The organism is Pedobacter sp. AJM, assembly GCF_002197755.1.
Lineage (GTDB): Bacteria > Bacteroidota > Bacteroidia > Sphingobacteriales > Sphingobacteriaceae > Pedobacter.
Map to the genome: position 1 here is coordinate 1038621 of NZ_NHOT01000003.1, position 21391 is coordinate 1060011.

At 35.9% G+C, this 21391-nt stretch carries 21 protein-coding genes and 2 tRNA genes; 17 read left to right on the plus strand and 6 right to left on the minus strand.

The window, feature by feature from the left end:
- Positions 1 to 27 precede the first annotated feature (27 nt).
- A complete protein-coding gene (locus CBW18_RS10255; RefSeq protein WP_088301184.1) occupies positions 28 to 1302 on the minus strand; it encodes a site-specific integrase in 1275 nt (424 codons plus the stop codon).
- Between the two features lie 311 nt (positions 1303 to 1613).
- Positions 1614 to 1685, minus strand: a tRNA-Arg gene (locus tag CBW18_RS10260).
- Between the two features lie 281 nt (positions 1686 to 1966).
- Here CBW18_RS10260 and CBW18_RS10265 point away from each other — a divergent pair.
- The 15 genes from CBW18_RS10265 (at position 1967) to CBW18_RS10330 (ending at position 14850) form a co-directional block, all read left to right on the plus strand.
- Positions 1967 to 2851 (plus strand): hypothetical protein, encoded by an 885-nt coding sequence (locus CBW18_RS10265; RefSeq protein ID WP_088301185.1) that lies wholly within the window; start codon positions 1967 to 1969, stop codon positions 2849 to 2851.
- Positions 2852 to 2949: 98 nt separating this feature from the next.
- On the plus strand, positions 2950 to 3474 hold the full coding sequence (locus tag CBW18_RS10270) for a hypothetical protein (RefSeq protein ID WP_088301186.1): 525 nt from the start codon (positions 2950 to 2952) through the stop codon (positions 3472 to 3474).
- A gap of 196 nt (positions 3475 to 3670) precedes the next feature.
- A complete protein-coding gene (locus CBW18_RS10275) occupies positions 3671 to 5539 on the plus strand; it encodes a hypothetical protein (protein WP_088301187.1) in 1869 nt (622 codons plus the stop codon).
- Positions 5540 to 6121: 582 nt separating this feature from the next.
- Positions 6122 to 6637: a hypothetical protein gene (locus CBW18_RS10280; RefSeq protein WP_088301188.1), complete on the plus strand. Its 516-nt coding sequence runs from the start codon at positions 6122 to 6124 to the stop codon at positions 6635 to 6637.
- Between the two features lie 712 nt (positions 6638 to 7349).
- On the plus strand, positions 7350 to 8042 hold the full coding sequence (locus tag CBW18_RS10285; protein ID WP_216359218.1) for a TIGR02281 family clan AA aspartic protease: 693 nt from the start codon (positions 7350 to 7352) through the stop codon (positions 8040 to 8042).
- 71 nt (positions 8043 to 8113) lie between these two features.
- Positions 8114 to 9040 carry a putative phage abortive infection protein gene (locus CBW18_RS10290; RefSeq protein WP_088301190.1) on the plus strand — a complete coding sequence of 309 codons (927 nt, stop codon included), beginning with the start codon at positions 8114 to 8116 and terminating at the stop codon, positions 9038 to 9040.
- Positions 9041 to 9631: 591 nt separating this feature from the next.
- Positions 9632 to 9868: a hypothetical protein gene (locus CBW18_RS10295; protein WP_088301191.1), complete on the plus strand. Its 237-nt coding sequence runs from the start codon at positions 9632 to 9634 to the stop codon at positions 9866 to 9868.
- A gap of 7 nt (positions 9869 to 9875) precedes the next feature.
- Complete coding sequence (locus tag CBW18_RS10300) at positions 9876 to 10613, plus strand: FRG domain-containing protein (protein WP_088301192.1); 738 nt, start codon at positions 9876 to 9878, stop codon at positions 10611 to 10613.
- Complete coding sequence (locus CBW18_RS10305; protein ID WP_088301193.1) at positions 10610 to 11665, plus strand: DUF262 domain-containing protein; 1056 nt, start codon at positions 10610 to 10612, stop codon at positions 11663 to 11665. The genes CBW18_RS10300 and CBW18_RS10305 overlap by 4 nt, the downstream gene beginning before the upstream one ends.
- A gap of 90 nt (positions 11666 to 11755) precedes the next feature.
- Positions 11756 to 12133, plus strand: a complete 378-nt coding sequence (locus tag CBW18_RS10310; RefSeq protein WP_088301194.1) for a DUF559 domain-containing protein — start codon at positions 11756 to 11758, stop codon at positions 12131 to 12133.
- 50 nt (positions 12134 to 12183) lie between these two features.
- Positions 12184 to 12645: a hypothetical protein gene (locus tag CBW18_RS10315; protein WP_088301195.1), complete on the plus strand. Its 462-nt coding sequence runs from the start codon at positions 12184 to 12186 to the stop codon at positions 12643 to 12645.
- 69 nt (positions 12646 to 12714) lie between these two features.
- Positions 12715 to 13239 (plus strand): hypothetical protein, encoded by a 525-nt coding sequence (locus CBW18_RS10320; protein ID WP_088301196.1) that lies wholly within the window; start codon positions 12715 to 12717, stop codon positions 13237 to 13239.
- On the plus strand, positions 13236 to 13382 hold the full coding sequence (locus CBW18_RS21375; RefSeq protein ID WP_172406491.1) for a hypothetical protein: 147 nt from the start codon (positions 13236 to 13238) through the stop codon (positions 13380 to 13382). Before CBW18_RS10320 ends, CBW18_RS21375 begins: the two co-directional genes overlap by 4 nt.
- A gap of 86 nt (positions 13383 to 13468) precedes the next feature.
- Positions 13469 to 14086, plus strand: coding sequence for a competence protein CoiA (locus tag CBW18_RS10325; RefSeq protein ID WP_088301197.1), 618 nt, complete (start codon positions 13469 to 13471; stop codon positions 14084 to 14086).
- A 302-nt stretch (positions 14087 to 14388) separates the two neighbouring features.
- Positions 14389 to 14850 carry a RadC family protein gene (locus CBW18_RS10330; RefSeq protein WP_088301198.1) on the plus strand — a complete coding sequence of 154 codons (462 nt, stop codon included), beginning with the start codon at positions 14389 to 14391 and terminating at the stop codon, positions 14848 to 14850.
- Positions 14851 to 14920: 70 nt separating this feature from the next.
- Here the strand turns inward: CBW18_RS10330 and CBW18_RS10335 are convergent, their stop codons facing one another.
- The 3 genes from CBW18_RS10335 to metG form a co-directional block, all read right to left on the minus strand.
- Positions 14921 to 16036 carry a site-specific integrase gene (locus tag CBW18_RS10335; protein ID WP_088301199.1) on the minus strand — a complete coding sequence of 372 codons (1116 nt, stop codon included), beginning with the start codon at positions 16034 to 16036 and terminating at the stop codon, positions 14921 to 14923.
- A 53-nt stretch (positions 16037 to 16089) separates the two neighbouring features.
- Positions 16090 to 16162 (minus strand) — tRNA-Arg (locus tag CBW18_RS10340).
- 70 nt (positions 16163 to 16232) lie between these two features.
- Positions 16233 to 18341 carry a methionine--tRNA ligase gene (metG, locus tag CBW18_RS10345; protein ID WP_088301200.1) on the minus strand — a complete coding sequence of 703 codons (2109 nt, stop codon included), beginning with the start codon at positions 18339 to 18341 and terminating at the stop codon, positions 16233 to 16235.
- Positions 18342 to 18381: 40 nt separating this feature from the next.
- On the opposite strand from metG, the gene CBW18_RS10350 reads away from it, so the two are divergent.
- Positions 18382 to 19281, plus strand: a complete 900-nt coding sequence (locus CBW18_RS10350; protein ID WP_088301201.1) for an LD-carboxypeptidase — start codon at positions 18382 to 18384, stop codon at positions 19279 to 19281.
- A 1-nt stretch (position 19282) separates the two neighbouring features.
- The gene (locus CBW18_RS10355) at positions 19283 to 19690 is read left to right on the plus strand and encodes a DoxX family protein (RefSeq protein ID WP_088301202.1); all 408 of its coding nucleotides are present in this window, start codon (positions 19283 to 19285) and stop codon (positions 19688 to 19690) included.
- A gap of 195 nt (positions 19691 to 19885) precedes the next feature.
- On the opposite strand, the gene CBW18_RS10360 is transcribed toward CBW18_RS10355, so the two are convergent.
- Positions 19886 to 21376: a RagB/SusD family nutrient uptake outer membrane protein gene (locus CBW18_RS10360; RefSeq protein WP_088301203.1), complete on the minus strand. Its 1491-nt coding sequence runs from the start codon at positions 21374 to 21376 to the stop codon at positions 19886 to 19888.
- Positions 21377 to 21391: the final 15 nt, after the last annotated feature.

Sequence of the window (21391 nt, forward strand, 5' to 3'; positions counted from 1 at the left end):
AATTTTTTCAGTTTCTCGAATATCAACTTATCTAAAAAGCTTCATAACTTTCATATCACCATTATCCCCCTCTTCTTCCTTATTTCGTTCCAGAAGTTTCTCCTGTAATGCAGACATCTCAGTACTAACTTTCGTATCGATCACCTTCGCATAATGTTGAGTTGTTTTCAGGCTATTGTGCCCAAGCATCTGGGATACAGTCTCAATCGGAACACCATTTGAAAGTGTAATAGTGGTTGCAAAAGTGTGCCTGGCAAGATGATACGTAAGCACCTTAGTGATGGTACAAAGATCGGCGATTTCTTTCAGGTAACCATTCATGCGTTGATTAGTGAGCACTGGCAATGCCACTTTTCTCCATCTGCATATCCGGTGATTTTTATACCTGTCAAGAATTACTTTCGCCTCATCCAACAGAGGGATGTGACAGGGTGTTTCCGTTTTCTGCCTTTTGATGAATATCCATAAATTACCGTCATCGCCTCTCGTAATCTGATCCGGGCGAAGCTGCTTCACATCTATATAGGAAAGGCCTGTGTAGCAACTGAAAATAAAAATGTCACGAACGATGTTTAATCGCTCAAGTGGAAATTCCCTGTTTTTGATCCGATCCAACTCTTCCATATTTAAAAAAGTCCTTGCCTTAGCTTTAGCAGTATTGCGATAATTTAAAAATGGATTACCAACAATCCACCCGGCACCCAGACAATACAGCATGATTTTTTTCAGGTGAACAATATATTTCCGCGCAGACATTGCATTATTTCCTCGATCTATTCTAAGAAACAGCTCATAATCGGTGATAAATTTAAAATCCACCTTTTTGATGTTGATGTCCTGAACCTCATATTTGAGCTGAAGAAATTGTTTAACATGTCTGATGGAACTTTGATAGGTTTGAAACGTGCTATAACTGTATCCTTTACCAATCAGTTTTTCCATATTGTCATTGTGCTTCTGATAAACTCTCAGCAGGCTATGGTTAGACGTATTCTTTCCGGTAAGATGATCCCTCAAGACTACCGCTGTGACCTCATCTTCCTTTTCAACAAGAGTGGTATGAAACCGTCGAACTTTTGAGGCCAGCGTGTCCAGATAATCATTAAGTTCCCGGATCTCCTCGCGCAGACCAGTGCCTTTTCCTTTAAGCTCCGACCAGAAGCTGGGAATAATTTCTCTGCCAACAGAGTATTCCGAATGTTTTCCCTTCACGGTAATCCGTAAATAGATGGGCATCATCTCGCCCTTGATAAAATTTTTTGGTCTTTTCAGATAGAATAAAAGATGAAAATTGTAACTCATAATGATACATTTAAAATTAAACAAATGTACATTTGAGCCAGTGAGTCATCAAGATGTTCGTCAGCCGAACTAGCTGTAAATCAATATCTTACAAAATAATGCAACACCCGAACATTTCGGAATAATTCCGGTTTGATGTTTCAATCAATCCACTGACCTACAGTGTTTTACAAAAAATAGTCAATTTTCGACTCACTAAAATTAACCATTCAAAATGGTCGAAAACGGGTCTTAATGTGTTATAAAAACCAAAACAAAGTCTTGAAAATCAACGATTTGCGCAACAATGTTCTGGTTTGAATCTAAGGAAGTGGTCCCGACGAGAATCGAACTCATATCTAAAGTTTAGGAAACTTCTATTCTATCCGTTGAACTACGGGACCAAATTGCTGATTATTTCTAAAAATAGAAATAATCATTTGACTATCAATTAATTATAGTTAAATCTCAGCCATTGAGGCTTTGTTTATATTTTATTAATTGCTGCAAATATACCAAATTATATCAGAAGTTTATTACCATTTTGCCTCATCTGATGCCTCAAATTTATGAGGCAAAATTGCGGTTGAGAATACTTTAATCATATGATTTTGACGTATTCTGATAAATTAATTTCTAAATTAACACTGAAGCAATACCTTTATAACATCATATCATTTACAGTATGGATATTTACACCAAGGAGTTTACAGGTTTAATAAGTTATAAGGTTCTTAGTAATTATCATTTTTCCGCAAAAATGACGTACGAGAATTGTTTAAAGCGCAATCAGCCTTTCGAGGTGGATTATACTCATGAAATTGATATAAAAGCAGCCAATATTGAATCAGCTAAACAGGAGTTTATCGATTTCGCAATGAGGCTTAATAATCACAGGATTTTTTATCACTTATCTAATATTGCGTACATTATTCAAAATTGGCAAAGGCTAGAGGGAACCTTTATTGAGGAAGACTCTACACTACACAAATACACTAAGGCAAGAGTTGAGCAGCTTATTAGCGTTGTGAAGCTCAGAGATAGACCACAGGGGCTTATTCTTGAAGTTTCGCATCCTAAGAAAAAAAAGGATGAAGAGAATTATGTCAAGCTCATCGACCCAGATATACTATCTGCCGCCTTGCAAGCATCTGCCAATTTATTACTAAAGAAACTAAAGGAAGATAAAAATAATATACCCTTTGAATTACTAGATGAACTTAAGGCAATAAGTGAACCAGATTTAGAAAAACTTAATTCCCTAGATAGCAAACTTATAAACACAACTGATAAGGCTTTCAATAGTGGTTTAGTATTTACGATTTGTGAAACCCTAAGAAAATACCTGAATGAACAAACAGAGCTTAATCCATCTGGTGTTTTCCTCACGAATGATGAGGCTAGGATAATTTATGATGTATGTATAATGTACCGTGTCATCATTCCAAATGAAGATCATATGGATTTTGATAAACTCAACTATATTAAAGCAGTACTTAGAAATGGAATAAATAAAGGATGGGAAGTTAGTAAACCAACAATTACAAGCATCTGGACTTCAGAGATATAAATTTAATCTAAGATGTGTAATTGCTGTACTCAAATCTTGAGTCTGTTAATTGTGAGTTTTGTGAAGTACAATAAAGTACAAATTAAACAAAATAACTCATGAGACCATTAAATTTTAGAGCTGGTAAATACAATTTTAAATCCATTACTGAAGAACAATATGATGACAAAACATTCATAGTTGCGAGTGGCTTCGGACGAGGATTTCAAAGCAATTCTAATTCCCGAACCGAAGTAAAATACAATCTTGGAAAATTTCTAGACAGCGTTACTTGTAACGAGGAAGAGAAATTGAAGATAATTGGACTCTTAATTAATGGGAACGTATTAGTCATAAACAAAATCATCGAGTTACCAGTAATTGGGCAGATCGGAAAGCGGACATTTCATTTTGATTGGGATATCGAACTCAGTCAAGAATTTCAAAACCAGATTTATGACGCAAAGTCATTTGAAGACTCATTTCTAATCGATGATAATATCCAGTATGAATCAGAACAAATAGAATTGGAAGGATACTTAACAGATGATTCCAAAATCAGGCAAACAGAAATAGATCATTTAAACACGCTTCTTTCCATTGATGGGGATACGGACACAACTATGCTTGACGATATCTTTTGATACTTCTGGCTATATTAGTTTATCTAAAAAACACCTTTTTTTATCACTTTAAAGACTTCAATCCGAAGTCTTTTTTTGTTTATAAACATCTTTATATCAGCGATATAATTTTATATATAATGAACTAAATCCTATACTCAATATTCCATACCCCAAAGCTGAATCTTTGCTATATAAATTATAATTATAGCAACAGATGATACAGGGAAAACACATTATAGAACCAACAGATGTATTAACAACAGGCATAAGAACTGAATACACTTTCGAAGTTGATATCGATGCAAGGTTAAGTGAAATATTTAATTTAATCCCCAATAATTCAATAATCAATAAAGGGAGATGTGGTATTGGCGGAACTTATCTAGAAGCAGTAATAGCAGAACGTAACTCGATTATTGTCGTACCAACGAATGCCATAATCGACAACAAATGCTTCGATGAAGATGGCATGTTACATGAAAATTATTATCCCGTTAGAGGAAAGTTTGTAAAGAAAGATTTTGCTGCGTTAAATAACTTCATGCTTAACCGGAATATTAATAAAACTATATTCTGTACACCTGAATCTTTAGGGAAAATTACTAAATGTGGCTTTCCCCTTAATGAACTGTATACAGATTGGTTTATCTTATTTGATGAGGCGCACACTACAATCACAGATAACTTTAGAAAGAATATACTTAGTGCGTTTGATTACTTTTTTGACTTTGAAAATAAAGCATTAATTAGCGCAACACCATACAAATTTTCCAGCCCTAAGCTGGCACGTTTTGATCGCTACACCATCGGCTTTAGTGAAACTGTAAATGATATTGAAATCCATCACGCTGAAAACGTATTATCACTCTTACAGGTCTTCCTAAACGAAAATTTTAGTGGAAGGGTTCATGTTTTTTTAAATTCAGTTAATGAAATTGCAAATGCGGTAAAGATGGCCGAAATTATTGATTGCAGCATCTACTGCAAATATAGCGAGGAGAACATGGACAAGTTGGATGAATTGAGGGGGAACTTCCGTGATGTGCCCAATGATGCAACATATTCAAAATTCAATTTTTATACTTCTAAGTACTTCGAAGGATGGGACATGCATGACTCAGGTGCAACAATAATAATCGTTTCAGATACACATAATATCTCATTACAAACGGGGGTATCTAATAAATGTATACAAGCCGCGGGTCGGAACAGAGTAACCTGCGAAAGGATTATTCATCTGACGACTGATAGAAATACCTTAGAGTTTGACTCATTTGAGAAAATTGAGGAAGACCACATTAACACAGCTACCAGTTTGGTAAACCGCTATAATGAGCATAACAATGACACCTTTGGAAACAAAGTAAGTAATAAAAGATTAAAAGAGGCACTATTAGATTATGGAAACATAGAAGAAACTACTGGGATAGCAACGTACAATGATTTCAAGGTTGACCAATTAGTTAATAGATTCATGTGCTTTCAAGAATACAATCACATAAACTACATCAAATCTGCATGGGAGAATGGCTGGTATAATGTAAAGTGCTTAAGGCACTATTATGTGCCAAATCTTGATCCAAGTATTAAAAATAAAAAGACATCCCATAAGATACAAGAAGGAGTGAAGTTTCTTGAAATGCTTGAAAAAAATACAAATGATGAACATCATAACTTCAAGATATTAGAGAAATCTCTTCCCATCGATCTCGATCCTATTAGAAAATACTATGATGAGTTAGGAGGAGAAAAGATGAGAGAATTAGGCTATGACCCTATAAAAATTAGAACAGCCTATCGGAAATCTAATAATGAGCGAGTAAAGAAATTCATAGTTCGAGATTTCTTGGAAACCATTGGCGACCGAGCAATTTACAAAGAGGAATTTGATATTATAGTGCACGATCTCTATGTTAAATATGGCGTCTTGAAACCTAATGAGTCAAAAAACATTTATGAAGTTCCAAAGGTTGCTGAAATTAAGAGGCTATTTATAAAAACTAAAACAACTAAAACAAATGGAATAACATCTTATAAATTCAAGAAATGCCTCATTAAGCCTCAATACCAAATTTTAGATTAAAATCTCCTTTAATAGAAAGAACCAAAAAAAATGACCGTTTTTTAGGATAAGGATTTAAACTGGAACTCTCTGCAATTGCCAGAAAAAATCATAAATCTGTTTATCAAATATTATTAATTAACTCACGAAATCGATTGAAAAATAAAATTTTTATATTTTCATACAGCCACATGAAATTCAAACTGTGTGTATTGAACACCCCCCCTATCTACCTCATACCCCCGTACCAATTTCTAGTGGGAGATACAAAGATTTCCAACTCTCCAACTGAAAATTCCTTTCTGTAAATTAAACAAGAAGCCTATCTGAAACCACCACTTTTAAATCAGAAATAACAAGGTTCAACTTTTTAGATTTCCATTACAGACTATTAAACCGACTCGACATTTTCCATGTAATAAGATTTAAACTATTCAAAATCGATTAATAATCTTCGACAATCCAACTACATTAAAATCGAACCGAACACAATGCACCGCCTAAATATGGTGTATTTCTATTATATACCAATCTACAAACAAATGCTTCCAGACGGAGGCATTTTTCATTTAATCCAAGTTTCACATTTAAAATTCTATTAAGATGAAAGCGCAAGCAAGAACGCAAAAGGCTAGTCAGCCGAAAACACAATTTGTTGTTATAAATGAACAACAGGTATTGGTAAACCAAGAAGTACAGAAAGCATACAACCTCATAGTTGATGCCGCAACAGAGCAACTACGAAAGTTCGATTTAGCGAAATACAGAACGTACGCCACTGTTGACCATGTAAAGAACGAATACAAAAGTAACATGATTTCAGAGCATCTAAATTACTTCTGGAACATCACTTTATCTAATAGTAAGGACGGAAGGTCATTTATATTTATAGACCTTGGATCTGAAGCCCTAGAACGCTTCGGCTCAGGATTAACCAATATTTTTCTTCGAAAAGCATATGAGATTACCCAATCTAATGACAACACAAGCGGAATCGAATATGCACTAAGGGTAAACTTCCGCGAAGCCAATCAGCACCATAACTTCTTTTACCGGAGAGTTGCAGAAGGAGAAAACAACTACGTGTCAATTGCTACAGTTGATAAACTAGAATCATAAAAATAGAGCGCAGTAATGCGCTTTATTTAATTTTGCTTATTACCTTTACAGTTACCAATAAAAGGGTTTAAAGAATAATACAAAGAGTAAGTAAAATACATATTTAAGATTTAGCGTAAGCTATCAGTTCTTGTCTAAGAAATCTGGAAAATTACAAAGACAACAAGAGCAGATAAGTTCACGCCTGTGCATAAAGCGCAGGTGCTGGCTTGTTTGTTGTTGTCGGGTTTTTCCAGAGCCTCTTAGACGCAGACATAGCTCAGTCCTGCGCTTTATGCATAAAATAACATCGAGTTGGACTATCGATATTTAAAATTATATACTATGTCTAACAAAACGCTCACATTCCTATTCTGGTTTGTACCAACAATGATCCTTTATGCTGTTTGTTCATTTACCCAATGGAATATTATGATCAGCGAATGGTCATCTACTTGCAGAACTGTCTTCGCAGTTCTTTCGATTGCAGCAGGAGTTTTCTCGCTATGGATTTACTCAAACCAAGAATAACTACACATAACTACTAATCACGCATTAATAGCCGAATACGCCTTTACGGTTTACCGTAACTATATGCTATTTACTATAAATACTTTAGATCAGCCTTGTCTTTATCAATCTCGTTTAGAATTAAATATTTATGATACCAAGATCAATTTTACTACTACTATTTTTATTTGCATTTAAAGCAAATGCGCAAACAACCATAACTATGGAAAAGAAAGGTGGAGTTTATACTGTCCCATGCACAGTAAATGGCCTTAACTTAAGATTCATATTTGATACTGGAGCAAGCGACGTATCTATATCACTTGCTGAAGCGGTATTTATGATGAAAAACAATTATTTAAACCCCAAGGATATCTTAGGAAAAAATAGGTTTTCCACTGCTGATGGTAACATATCAGAAGGAATGACTATCGTTCTTAGAGAAGTGAGATTTGGAGGTTTAGTATTAAAAGACGTTGCAGCCTCAGTAGTAAACAATATGAATGCACCTTTACTCTTAGGTCAATCTGCTATAAGTAAGCTTGGTAAAATTCAACTGGATGGAGGCAAATTAACCATTCTTACTGGTAAAGAGGAAGATATTACAATTGAAGCGTCCGAAGAAGAAGCAGTTGAAGAAACAAGGGTGGCAGAAGTGAAGGAACCAGAAATAGATGTCACAAAAATCCCCTGTGATAAATACGTTTACTCTGCTTATTTAACAAGCACATTACCAAAGTATATGTATTTATTTAGTGAGAAAACTTATACTGACAGTGATAAGAGGGTGATGATGCTACCTGCCAAGGCTCATATGAATGTTTTAAACGAAGCCAAAGAAGATGAAACTTTTAGCTATGTCTGTTACAAAGGAGTAAAAGGATACATTAGCAAGCATCTTTTAATTAAATACTAATTGGAGACCAAAAGAGCTGCGTCGATGCGGCTCTTTTTTATTATACTTGAATAGAATTTAAATAATCAACAATGCTCTCATCTATCTCAGAAAACAGAATCTCTAAAATAGAGTATTTTGCAGTCGCACTAATAATTATTGGAGGATTCGTTGCAAGTATCGCAATAACGCTATTCTTATGGAATAAACCTAAATTTAACACAAGTCTCTCTATAGACAGTACTACGTTTGGTGAATTCGGCTCCTTTCTTTCAGGAACTGTTGGAGTACTCTGGTCATTAGCAAGTATCATTTATTTTGTGCTCGCATTGAAGGAACAGCGTCGAGATATTAAAACAAATCAGCACTCACTTGAATTACAAATACAAGAATTAAGGGAAGCTAGAGAAGTCTCTACTGAACAATCTGACACGTTTAAAGTGCAGCGATTCGAAAATACATTCTTTCAGCTGTTGCAATTACATAGTAGTACAGTGAATGAACTATCGTTCAAAAGCACTCGGACAGTGACTGGAACAGATGTTTTTCACTATTGGAAAGAACTACTTGATTTAATTGCAAATGGTAATACACTTGATTCAGAGAGCGATGGTGCAGGAGGCTCCATATCATTACCAAGTCCTATATTACTGAATTATCAAGACATAGAGGGATTTCTTGATGCACATTATAAACAAACATATTATTTACAACTTGAGAACACATTAAATCACTATTTCAGGCAACTTTATCACTTATATAAATACGTTCATTTATCTGATTTAATCAAGGCAGATCAGCGTAAGTTTTATGCCGGACTAATAAGGGCTAGGCTTTCTCAGAATGAACTTTATGCGATTGCAGTTAACTCAATAATTCCTTCTTATGGCTATCCGAAGTTTGCATACCTAATAAGGAAATATAAGGTGTTGAAGAATTTTAACGATGACCTTATACCGAGTCCTTTATTTAGAGATTATATAGACCATAAAATAGCTACGGCTCAAAATCCTTTTTAGTTTCATTCCTAAAAGCAATCCATTCACTCAAAAAGTGGCTTAAGTGAGGAATGGATTCCTTTAGTCATTAGATTTGTGGTTCAGCAATGGTTTTGCTTTCTTTTAAGTTTCTGCCGTTAATTTTAGTCAGTGGTGCATCGGTTAAGGTACTGCAAACCCGATTAGGAAGAAAGGAATTACGCACTGTCTAAGCTCACGAAAAACAGCACGCCATCGCTGTGCTCTGTCATGGTTTTTCTTTTGAGCAAGCGGCGTGCTTCATGAATGCTTTCTCTATCTTTATCTAGGATTTGCTTCGCTTTATCCTGGATAAATCTAGTCAGGCTCCACTTTACAGCTCACCTGCGTAGTCGAAAATGCTGCGCTTCGCTTGTGTAAAACATAGTTCGAATCCCGTTGCTATGCAACTGCTGATTCTCACACATTTTCTCAGTTCGCAGGCGGTGAGCTTACAAAAAGTGAGTATTTCAGGTTTCCCGTAATTGGAATTGATATTTTCTTTCTATTTTTAACTAAGTTATTCCTTAGCGCTCTACCCAACTTATCCACACCAGAGTAAAAGTTTAACGCAAGTAAATTTAATTGAATCAAATGGAAAAGAAAATATTAGCATTTTCTTCAAGCTCTCGTAATGGACTTGATGATGACTATACGCTCTATGATGATGGACAAGTACTTCATGAATACGATAGACATATTTATAAGGGTGGTTATGGTTTGTCAGAGACTTTGAAGGCCAGTGAATTGAAGCCAGAAGTCAAACTTAGACTATTAGATAAAACGTCTGAGACCAACTTAATATTGGTAAAACAACTTTTAAATCCCTAATGGCTGAATGAAAGAGATTACCACGATTAAAGATTTAATAGATATCCTTAAGTCTGATAATTCGGATTATGAAGGTGATATATGGTTTAGAGGTCATGCCAATATAAATTGGAAACTCCTTCCTGGTCAGCTTAGAATACCGAGCGGAAAGAGCGAATCGAGTCTATTATCTCGATTCAAACAGTCAGCTGCCATGTTATTGGATAGGCACCCAAAAGATGACTTCGATTGGATGTTTTTAATGCAGCATTATGGAGCACCTACTAGACTCTTGGATTGGACCGAAAGCGCATTAACTGCTCTTTATTTTGCAACCTCCGACACAACCCAAGAAGGTGAAGATGGAGTTTTATGGCAATTAAAGCCCACGGAACTTAACAAGTTGGCCGGAATTGACGTTGATGGGGAAAAGGACTTTATTTTATGTTTCGATGATGAAGAATTGATGAATTATACTATTTCCTCATTAAGATCAAATCCCAGAACGAAACTAACGCCTCTTGCAACTATAGCAACAAGGAACAATACAAGAATTCAGGCACAACTTGGAGTTTTCACAATTCACCATCTAGATAATCGTCCGATTGAAGAATTCTGCACTAATAATGAAACTATTGGTTACAAAGTACCAAAAGAGTTCAAAGGAGAAATTAGAAATGAACTATCATTGTTAGGGATAACGAAATTCACCTTATTTCCAGAGCTGTCTAGCATTGGAGAGATATTAAAGAACAAAAACATATGAGCTATATAGAGACTTTTCCGGTACAACACTCAACAATTATAAGGATATATTCTGATAAAGATGATATTGTTGTAGACCCTGAATATCAAAGAAACGGTGGGGTTTGGACGCCAGAAAAAAAACAGTTGTTAATTGACTCAATTTTAAATAATTACGATATACCTAAAATCTATTTTCACCAATTTAGTCGTGAAGAAAGGCAGGAAAAGCAAAAAACATACGCAATTATAGACGGTAAACAGCGAATCGAGACTATATGGTCATTTGTTGAAGGTAAATTTTGTTTATCTGATGACTTCGAATATCAAGATAATCCAAATTTAAAGCTCGCTGGATTGAGCTACGAAGATCTTGCAAAGGAATACCCAAAAGTTAGAATTAAATTTGATTCATTTGTTTTGCCAATAATAGGAGTTCAAACTGACGATCTTGATCTTATAGAGGATATGTTTTCTAGACTGAATGAAGCCGTTCCTTTGAATTCTGCTGAAAAGCGTAATGCTTTTGGTGGAGACATGGTAAATGAGGTTCGTAAAATATCGAAGCACTCTTTCTTTATTAAAAACGTTAAATTTCCAAACAATCGATATCAACATTACGAATCTGCTGCAAAGCTATTACTTGTTGAAGTTGCTTCACATGAAAGCGGTAAACTGATTGATACCAAAAAAGTTTATCTCGATCATATGGTCAAACAATATAAATCCGGTTCTATTGCAATTATATCTCAGTTCGAAAAGACAATCAATGAACATCTCACTACGATGAGCGATTGTTTCACTGAAAAGGATATTCTCCTTAAAGCGCAAGGAGTAATTGTAGTTTATTATCTTTTATTCAAATGGGCGAAAGAGAACGATTTTAAAATAAAGAGGTCTAAGCTTCTTGAATTCAGCGATTTTGTTAAACAGAATCGCGAGCAAGCAGAGTTAGATTATGCAAATGCAGATTATGATTTACTGGAATATGATAGGCTGTCTCAGCATGGTACCAATGACGTGTCCAACATCAAAGAAAGACTTAGAATTCTTTCTGATTATATATTAAAGTAAATAATGCTATTCAATTGTCTGGAGTGTGGTTGTGGAATTAGCCCACAAGTACACGATTACTCATATGATTACTTTGGTATACCACTTTGTATGCCTCATCAAAAGTGGGTTAAACAACAAGAATTAGCTAGCACTGTTTCTGCAATGTCTCTATATTTTGCTTTGAAAGAACGTGGTGTTCCTGCGCAATTAGAAAAGTTTGATGGTTACAAGCATATAGATATTGCCATTCCACAAGCGAAAGTTAATATTGAAGTTGATGGTGGTCACCATAATTATAGTGATAAGCAAGCTCTATCGGACTTAAAACGTACATATCACTCTTTTCTTAAGGGGTATCTTACACTTAGGATTCCAAATTCATTGGTTAAATATCACTTGGATGACACAGCAGATCATATAACTGAAATGTTGAATATAAATAGAGAAAGAGTTGCAAGAACTAAGTCTACATTTAAACGATTTTAATTTCAATAATAAGGACTGCCCTTAAAAATAGTTATTCAATAATAGAGAAAATGAAGTTAAGAAAAGCAATAAGGCTGGAAGATGCAATAATAAGTGGCTTAATCGACAAAGGAAATAGCAGATTGAACTATTACATAAAGGAGACCCTTTATGAAACACATCATCATTCATCTAATCGTTTAGGCATCAGCGAGCTAGAAAGGTTAAACAGATTCTTGGCTGAGAATTACGGCAAGTCGATTTTACAAGAAGTAAGAGGTTATAAATTCGAAGATTTAACCGGTAGTTATAAAGTTGGTACCAGTAGTGCAACAATAAGAATTGCTTCTTTTGATAATGACGAAAAGGAAATTGAAGCTTTACTCATTATAGAATCAGAAGAGCTCAGGCTTGTTAAAATATATGAATCGTACTTAGTTGTTCAACAAGAAAATATATATAATTCGAAATGCATCACATTTAAATTGAATGATTCTTTAACCATTGGAGAAATAGATGATGATAAAAAATAAACCCAATAAAACAAGCTTTATCTGTTGTTAGAACCAGTTGATTCTTTCATAAAATAAAATTAAATTGATATGGAGAGCTATTCATTTTATAAAAGTCTTTACGACCGAGAGCTGACTAGAAGAACAAACTTGGATAATGCAGTAAGTTTACCTGTAACGATTTTGACAATTATTGTTGCTGCTAACTCTTATACTGTGAAAGATGAGAAAGATATTCACAATTTGTCAGAACTTGCTTTTAAACATCTTTTGCTTTTATCCATTGGCATTTCTCTTATTATTGCAATATTCTACATCATGCGATCATTCAACAATCATTTCAAAGGATTCGCATATAGGAATTTTGCGTATATTGGAGATATAGTTAAATATGAAAAGCAAGTGAGTGACTATAATGCACTCTCTAATGTTTCTGTTAAGATAGATTTTGATGATTCAATAATAGCAAAATTGGCAGACTTAACTGATGATCATATTATATTTAACGATAAGAGAAGTAAAGATTTACAGAAGGCAAGGACGTATTTAGTTATCTCTTTAATCTTAACAGCAATAAATTATATATTATTAATACTAAACCATATCAAATTATGAGCCAACCAGAAGAAAATGAGTTGCAACCGCCTCAACCGCCACAATTCCCACAGGATCGGGTTGAATTATCTTTACCAGAGATTCCACAGTTTCCGCAAGATAGAATTGAAAAGGGAGAGACTTCCGACCAAATCAAAAAATAGAGTTTATTAATAAACTAAGTTAATAAGGACAATAAATTGACTATATATCTAAGTAGTTAAATTATTGTCTTTTTTAATATTAAACTATGCATTACGCCTTAGTTGATAACAATAGAATTAAAGTCCAATCCAACTTAACAGGTCTGTGCCCTGGTTGTTCTCAAATAGTTATTGCTAAATGTGGAACTCAACGGGTTCATCATTGGGCTCATAAGAATGGCAAGAATTGTGATAAATGGTGGGAATCTGAAACCGAATGGCATCGCTTATGGAAAGATAATTATCCAGCTGAATGGCAAGAAAGCTTTTCAGTAGATCAAGAATCGGGAGAAATCCATATTGCTGATGTTCGGACTAGTGCAGGGTTAGTAATTGAATTTCAACACTCAAATATAATGCAACAAGAGCGGGAGAGTCGAGAGAGATTCTACCAGAATATGGTTTGGGTTGTAAACGGATTACGTTTAAAGAACGATTACAAGCGGTTTAATAAAAGAATAACTTATCAATATTTGAAAGAGCCAAACATATTTGGTGTTTACGATATAGAAAATTTCCTTCCTGTCGGATGGTCGAACAGTTCTATATCAGTAATATTTGATTTCAACGGGATTGATTCATCTGAGAATTGCAATGATGCTGAAAATTTCCTTTATTGCCTAATTCCAAAAAGAGTCGGAAGGATTGGGATTTTGATTAAGTAAACGAAAACAGCATTTATTAAAAGTACTACCACTGGTAAATGGCAAGACAGGATTAACGCGTATTTAAATAAGTTAATATTAGAGTAAAAAGAACAAGGTTAAGTTAAATTGAATCAAATAACTCTGAAACTAAAGTAATAGGATTTGATTAATCACTCCTCAAATTTAACCTTCTCAACTCAACACGTTTCAAGAAATTCCGCCATAAACGCTCCTGTGTCATCCGCACTATTTATTTATTGCGTTGCTTCTTGACTTAGTTGATCTGAAAGCTTGCTCAGTTCCATAATTAATAAATCATTATGGTACAAGAACAAACCTCTTTAAGAGTAGCTGAAGTCGAAGTAAGCTACAAATCAAATTACAACATTACAGAACGACCAAAAATCAACAGTTCTCGGGATGCTTACAAAGTATTAATGCAGCATTGGCATCTAGGCAAGATTGAACTGTTAGAAGAATTTAAAGTGATTTTACTAAATACCAGTAATCGAGTATTGGGAATTGTTGATATATCCACAGGTGGAGTGCAGGGAACATTAGCAGATCCGAAAATTATATTTTCAGTTGCTTTAAAGACCAATAGCAGTAAAATAATATTGGCGCATAACCACCCTAGCAGTACTACGACACCAAGTGATGCCGACAAGAAACTAACCCAAAAGTTAATAGATGGTGGAAAGCTATTGGATATTGAGGTGTGCGACCATTTGATAGTTACCAATTATAGCTATTACAGTTTTGCTGATGAATGCATGATGTAATATAATTGCCCTGGTTGAGAAGATCAACTAGGGCAATCAGTATACTTTTATAAATGATTATCATTAATGTCTATAATGTTGGCAAAACATCCTTCAATTTGTCATCATTCATTTCGCCTAAGCCTCTTAAATAGTTAAGTGTAACTATCATATTGGAATGTTGTAAAAGCTGCTGAACGATGTGCAGATCTTTAGTTTTCTGATATACATTTATTACTGCTGTATGCCGAAATGAATATATCGTCTGGTTTGCTTCAAGTAATTTTTCTTTAAACATCTTAATTTTCTCCTTACCCCATATGAGGTTGAAGTATCCAACACTATAGGGATTGTGTGTCAGGGTAAATATATTAACCTCTGGATCACTAACATGTTCTAGTCTTGAGCGTAATTCTAATTGAATATACTCTGGAACATGAACCGTTCTGACACGTTTACTTTTATTCTCGCTACCAGACAACTGAATTTGAGTAAAATCTTTAACAATATGCCTCAACTTTAATAACCGTATTTCATGGTGTGGCCTAAGTAAACACCCATAAGTTAACAGACAACATAAGTGAAGATTTGGTTGATTTGTTTTTAAATAATCAAGTACATTTCTTAGCTGCTTATCCGAATAAGGAACATGCAATGATGCTTTAGCTTTTGCAGGCTTAGTATTTTTAACAACGTTTTGTGTGGCAAATCCTTTTCTGACCATTTCATTAAAGAACATTCCTAAGCATCTTCGCCTATTGATATAATTACGCTCACTGGTTTGAAATTTATTAAGGAAAGCTTCAACCTTATCAAGTTTTAGACTGTCACATTTACCATTTAAGTCTGAGGATGGTAAGAAGTTAACAAACATGCGATATACAGCCTTAAGATTTCGCTTGTATAGATCACACAGATTTGAGCCAAGTTTTTCATCAAGAATAATTTTTAGAGATTGTTTCAAACTTGGCTTTTCTGTTTCCATTTCAAAGGGATTCCAACCACTTTTTAAAGCTGTATTAACTTCAAATAATAACTGTTTTGTGAGTCTTTCCCTATCTTTTGGATTGGTGTACTGATTGGGATTAATGTTTAGATTTAAGCAATTGCCATTGTAATGGCGTACTCGTTTACCATCGTAATTATAAATTACATACGCACGTCCTTTTGACGTTTTAGGAATAAAGATTTTTGGTGTTGTAAACATGGTTTAACCTCATTTGATGCCTCAAGGCTAAGATTAAACCATGTAATATATTGATAATCAGACGAGAATCGAACTCATATCTAAAGTTTAGGAAACTTCTATTCTATCCGTTGAACTACGGGACCAAGTAATTTTAGATTTGCAGAATTACGATTTTAGATTTACAAATGCAAAACCTAATCACAATTATTAACAATTATCTGATTACACTACCTGCTTCAAATTTTTCAGCAGGTGCCACAAAAGTAAGTTTTCCTTCTGAATTTTCCGCCATCAAAATCATACCTTGTGATAAAATACCTTTAATTTCTCTTGGGGCCAGATTGACAATAATGCTCACTTGTTTGCCTATAATATCTTCTGGCTTGTAATGTTCTGCAATGCCTGATACCACGGTGCGCTCATCTATACCCGTATTTACCGTTAACTTTAACAGTTTCTTTGTTTTCTCCACTTTTTCTGCAGCAACAATGGTGGCTACCCGAATATCCATAGCAGAGAAATCATCAAAATTAATATTTTCTTTTGCTGGTGTAGCTACGGCGTTGTTGGCGGCATTTGTTGATTTGCTCTGGTTGAGTTTTGCAATTTGAAAATCAATCTCCGCATCTTCAATTTTTTCGAACAACAGTACAGCCTCACCGATATCATGTCCGCGTTTAATTAGATTTACTGAACCCGCATCATCCCATTCGTTCCCGCCATTTTTTAGCATATTCATCAGTTTCTCTGCCGTAAAGGGCAAAAAGGGTTCAATCAAAACCTGAATGTTAGCCGCAATTTGAATAGAAAGGTGTAAAATGGTACGTACCCGATCCTCATCCGTCTTAATCAATTTCCAGGGTTCAGTTTCTGCCAGGTATTTGTTTCCCAAACGGGCCACGTTCATCACTTCTGATAAAGCCTCCCTGAAACGATAATTTTCTATTGACGCAGAAATTTTAGCCGGATAGCTTGCCAACTCATCAATTACAGCCTGATCTACCGGCAAAATTTCCATACAGGTGGGTACGCTTCCATTGAAATATTTATGGGTAAGTACCATCACGCGGTTAACGAAATTGCCCAAGATGGCAACCAATTCATTGTTATTCCTGGCCTGAAAATCTTTCCAGGTAAAATCATTGTCTTTGGTTTCAGGAGCCGTTGCGGTGAGCACATAACGTAAAACATCCTGTTTACCTTCAAACTCACGCAAATATTCATTTAACCATACCGCCCAGTTTTTTGAGGTCGATATTTTCTGGCCTTCCAGGTTTAAAAATTCATTGGCCGGCACATTATCTGCCAGGGTATATTCACCATGCGCCATTAACATGGCCGGGAAAATAATACAATGAAAAACAATATTATCTTTTCCTATAAAATGAACGAGTTTGGTTTCATCACTCTTCCAGTACGCTTCCCAGCCACATTTATCGCTTTCGTAATTACTAATGTAATACTCTTCAGCCTTCGGATTCCAGACATCCAATTTGGCATAATTACATAATTCCTTCGTGGCTGATATGTAGCCAATAGGTGCATCAAACCAAACATATAACACTTTACCTTCCGCGTCTCGGAGCGGCACACGCACACCCCAGTCCAAATCTCTGGTCATGGCACGCGGCTGCAAACCAGCATTTAACCAGCTTTGGCATTGCCCATATACATTTGGACGCCATTCTTTATGGCTTTCAATATAAGCCCTTAGCCTTTCTTCATATTGATCTAAAGGCAGGAACCAGTTTTTCGTTTCTTTTAGAATGGGCTGATCACCAGAAAGTGTAGATTTTGGATTAATCAGGTCTGTTGCATTAAGTGTGGAACCACAATTCTCACACTGATCACCATAGGCATTTTCATTACCACACTTCGGACAGGTACCGGTAATATAGCGATCGGCCAAAAACTGTTTGGCTGAAGGATCATAATACTGTTCGGTAACTTCTTCTGTAAAAACACCCTTATCATACAGCGTTTTGAAGAATTCGGATGCAGTTTGGTGATGGGTATGGGATGATGTGCGGTGGTAAATATCAAAAGAAACCCCAAATTCTTTAAAAGAATCTCCGATAATTTTATGGTATTTATCTACCACTTCTTGTGGTGTGATCCCCTCACGTTTGGCTTTTAAGGTAATGGGCACACCGTTTTCATCAGATCCGCAAATAAACTTAACATCGCGTTTATTTGATCTCAGGTAACGGGCGTAAATATCAGCAGGGATATAAACACCTGCCAGGTGACCGATATGAACTGGTCCGTTGGTATATGGAAGTGCCGCAGTTACGGTATATCTTTTTATTTTACTATTATCCAAAACAATTTTTATTAATTTGGCAAAGATAAGTGTTTTGAAGATGATTAAACAGCCCCCATATTTAAAAAAAGGAGATAAGATTGCCCTGGTATGCCCGGCCAAGAAATTACCGAAGTCCATTGATGAGGCTATAGCGATTTTAAGCAGCTGGGGATTGGAGGTTATTATAGGTGAGAGTGTGTATGCCAGCCACCATCAATTTGCCGGAACGGATGAGTTAAGGACTAAAGACATGCAGCAGTTTCTGGATGATCCGTCTATCAAAGCCATTATTGCAGGCAGGGGAGGCTATGGAACCATTCGGATTATTGATGAGCTGGATTTTACTCCATTTAACTTAAATCCTAAATGGATTATCGGATTTAGTGACATCACTGTTTTATTGTCACACATTATTTCGCAATGCGATGTGCAGTGCATCCATGGACAGATGCCTTATACTTTTGAAGAAAGTACACCTGAAGCAATTGATTCATTAAAAAGAGCTTTATTTGGCGAGCAACAGACTTATCAATACAAAAGTGAATTTCCAAATCGTACCGGCGAAGCCACCGGCTTGTTAATTGGCGGAAACTTAACCTTACTCGCCATGTTACAGGGCTCTGTTTCGGAGATGGATTTCGACCATAAAATATTATTTCTCGAGGATGTTGGTGAACATGAATATAGCATTGACCGGATGTTGCGCATGCTTAAAAGAGCTGGCAAACTGGCCCATTTAAAAGGCTTGGTTATAGGAGCTTTTAATGAAATAGCAGCTGAAAAAATTCCATTCGGACAAACAGTAGAGGAGGTGATCTGGGATATTGTTCAGGAATATGATTATCCGGTTTGCTTTAACTTTCCAACCGGGCATATTGATCACAACCTGGCGATGGTTCTGGGCACTGAAGTGAATTTGAAAATAAAAAACAATAACGTTCAATTTAAATATTTATAACATGGCAATTTTAGATGGTTTAGGTAAATACCGCAATACCGGTTTATTGATTATGCGCATAGGCATTGGCATTATGTTTATTGTTCACGGCTTTCCGAAACTGGCTGGCGGCCCTTCCGGGTGGGAGCAACTGGGCGGCAGCATGAAAGTAGTAGGCGTAAGTTTTTTACCCACCTTCTGGGGATTCATGGCCGCTGTTGCAGAAACCTTCGGAGGCTTTTTATTAATAGTAGGACTATTTTTCCGCCCCGCTTGCATAGCCCTGGTTTTTACCATGATTATTGCTGCACTGGTTCACTTTGGCAAAGGCGATGGATTGGGTGGTGCCAGCCATGCGATAGAGTTAGGCATTGTATTTTTCAGCTTAATTTTTATTGGCCCTGGAAAGTATAGCGTGGATAAGAAATAATGGCACGCCGTTATCATAAATAAGCCGCCGAGGATTGAGTTTAAAATCTAAACAGCGCGCACATATAAAAAGCCACATGCATCGTTCTTCCTGTAGTTTTGGTAAATTATGTAATTACACCAATGGTAGGGCATATAATGATAAAGGGGTGGAAACAAATGTTTCCACCCCCTTTATTTATTTTAGATTTTATTGTTAAAGTGTATTTACCAATGGATTAGTGTTTAACTCACCAATTGGGATCGGGAAAGTGTAACGCTGATCGGTAACCGGAATGGAAGCACCAGCACCGAAAGATGGAATTGGAGCTGCTTTTCTGGCCAAATCGTTGTATCTGAATCCTTCAGCTAAAAGCTCAATTCTTCTTTCTTTAAGAATTGCAGTTTCTAAAGCTGTTGGCGTAGTTAATGCACCGTAAACATAAGAAGCATCAGAACGTGTACGTACAGCTTGCAACAATGCTTTTGAGCGAACAAGATTACCACCCGGAGCCAGTGCTTCTGCTTCAGCAACATTTAACAGCACTTCTGCATACCTGATAATCGGCACAAAATCAATGAACGGAGATACAGCACCATATTTAATAGGATAGGAATGAAGTACACCGGAAATGGTGGCATCCTGAGTGAGCTGAGATTTACGGGCATCTGTTGTTGGCCAGGCTGGATCTACATAAATACCCGCTCCGGTTTTATTTAAAGAGAACTCCAGATTTCCGTTACCAGCCCAGCTATAGTAATATCCTAATTGATTTTGTGTTCCCGGCGCATTCGTATCTGCCATAGGGAAAGAGAATATTGATTCAGACGTTGTAAATGGTGCAGCAAAAACATTCACTACACTTGCCTGCAGTGCATGAGCAGTTCTTGCTGAATTGGTAAATGGCGCGGATTGCGGAACCAGCTTATTGCCTTCCTCAATCACTTTCGCATAATTACCCATGGCTAAATATACACGTGTTTTTAAGGCTATGGCGCTATTTTTATGCGCACGCGTAGTCCGCAATAAGGGAGTGGTATAAGTATCTGGCAAACCGGCTTCTGCTTCATCAAGATCTTTTAAAATCTGCGTATAAATGACTGCAACAGTACTGCTTTTTAAGGCATTATTGGCCAAAGAAGTTTCAGGAGTTAAACGCAATGGCAAGCCTCTTGAAGCACCGTTATCAACAATATAGGGTTTTGCAAAAATCTGGATCAGTGCGAAATAATTCAACGCCCTTAAAAATTTTGCCTCTCCTGCATAGTTTGCGTTTAATGCAGGGGTTAAAACAGTACTGTTTTTAGTTAAGCCATCCAGGAAAAGATTGGCCCTGTTAATGGTGAGGTATGCTTGTGAAAAGAAACTGGCAACATAAGTGTTCGTAGCGTTATTTGTGCCCTGATATACATCATAACCCGTTACACTATTACCGGTTCTGTTAACAAATTCTTCGGCTCTGATATCATTATAGATCAGGTATCTTCCGCCAAATAAGGAACCATTTTTGGAAGAGGAATAAAGTCCGTTAATTTGGCCTAATATTCTCGTTGGATTAGCAAATGCATCCTGATCAGGAAGCGTTAGTTCCGGAGCCTTTTCCAGAAACTCTTTTTTACAGGAAGAGATGCTTCCAACTAAAGGAATTGCAAGTATAGCCGCAGTAGCTAACTTCAATTTATATGTTTTGATATGAAATAATTTCATGAATATGATGATTAA

Bases quoted from the DNA above. Each gene is read 5' to 3' on its own strand.
- CBW18_RS10300 (WP_088301192.1), top strand. From the start codon at position 9,876: ATGAAAGAGATTACCACGATTAAAGATTTAATAGATATCCTTAAGTCT.
- CBW18_RS10255 (WP_088301184.1), bottom strand. From the start codon at position 1,302: ATGAGTTACAATTTTCATCTTTTATTCTATCTGAAAAGACCAAAAAAT.
- CBW18_RS10285 (WP_216359218.1), top strand. From the start codon at position 7,350: ATGGAAAAGAAAGGTGGAGTTTATACTGTCCCATGCACAGTAAATGGC.
- CBW18_RS10350 (WP_088301201.1), top strand. From the start codon at position 18,382: ATGATTAAACAGCCCCCATATTTAAAAAAAGGAGATAAGATTGCCCTG.
- CBW18_RS10280 (WP_088301188.1), top strand. From the start codon at position 6,122: ATGAAAGCGCAAGCAAGAACGCAAAAGGCTAGTCAGCCGAAAACACAA.
- CBW18_RS10290 (WP_088301190.1), top strand. From the start codon at position 8,114: ATGCTCTCATCTATCTCAGAAAACAGAATCTCTAAAATAGAGTATTTT.
- CBW18_RS10275 (WP_088301187.1), top strand. From the start codon at position 3,671: ATGATACAGGGAAAACACATTATAGAACCAACAGATGTATTAACAACA.
- CBW18_RS10330 (WP_088301198.1), top strand. From the start codon at position 14,389: ATGGTACAAGAACAAACCTCTTTAAGAGTAGCTGAAGTCGAAGTAAGC.
- CBW18_RS10315 (WP_088301195.1), top strand. From the start codon at position 12,184: ATGAAGTTAAGAAAAGCAATAAGGCTGGAAGATGCAATAATAAGTGGC.
- CBW18_RS10325 (WP_088301197.1), top strand. From the start codon at position 13,469: ATGCATTACGCCTTAGTTGATAACAATAGAATTAAAGTCCAATCCAAC.
- CBW18_RS10360 (WP_088301203.1), bottom strand. From the start codon at position 21,376: ATGAAATTATTTCATATCAAAACATATAAATTGAAGTTAGCTACTGCG.
- CBW18_RS10355 (WP_088301202.1), top strand. From the start codon at position 19,283: ATGGCAATTTTAGATGGTTTAGGTAAATACCGCAATACCGGTTTATTG.
- CBW18_RS10320 (WP_088301196.1), top strand. From the start codon at position 12,715: ATGGAGAGCTATTCATTTTATAAAAGTCTTTACGACCGAGAGCTGACT.
- CBW18_RS21375 (WP_172406491.1), top strand. From the start codon at position 13,236: ATGAGCCAACCAGAAGAAAATGAGTTGCAACCGCCTCAACCGCCACAA.
- CBW18_RS10295 (WP_088301191.1), top strand. From the start codon at position 9,632: ATGGAAAAGAAAATATTAGCATTTTCTTCAAGCTCTCGTAATGGACTT.
- CBW18_RS10310 (WP_088301194.1), top strand. From the start codon at position 11,756: ATGCCTCATCAAAAGTGGGTTAAACAACAAGAATTAGCTAGCACTGTT.
- CBW18_RS10270 (WP_088301186.1), top strand. From the start codon at position 2,950: ATGAGACCATTAAATTTTAGAGCTGGTAAATACAATTTTAAATCCATT.
- CBW18_RS10335 (WP_088301199.1), bottom strand. From the start codon at position 16,036: ATGTTTACAACACCAAAAATCTTTATTCCTAAAACGTCAAAAGGACGT.
- CBW18_RS10265 (WP_088301185.1), top strand. From the start codon at position 1,967: ATGGATATTTACACCAAGGAGTTTACAGGTTTAATAAGTTATAAGGTT.
- CBW18_RS10305 (WP_088301193.1), top strand. From the start codon at position 10,610: ATGAGCTATATAGAGACTTTTCCGGTACAACACTCAACAATTATAAGG.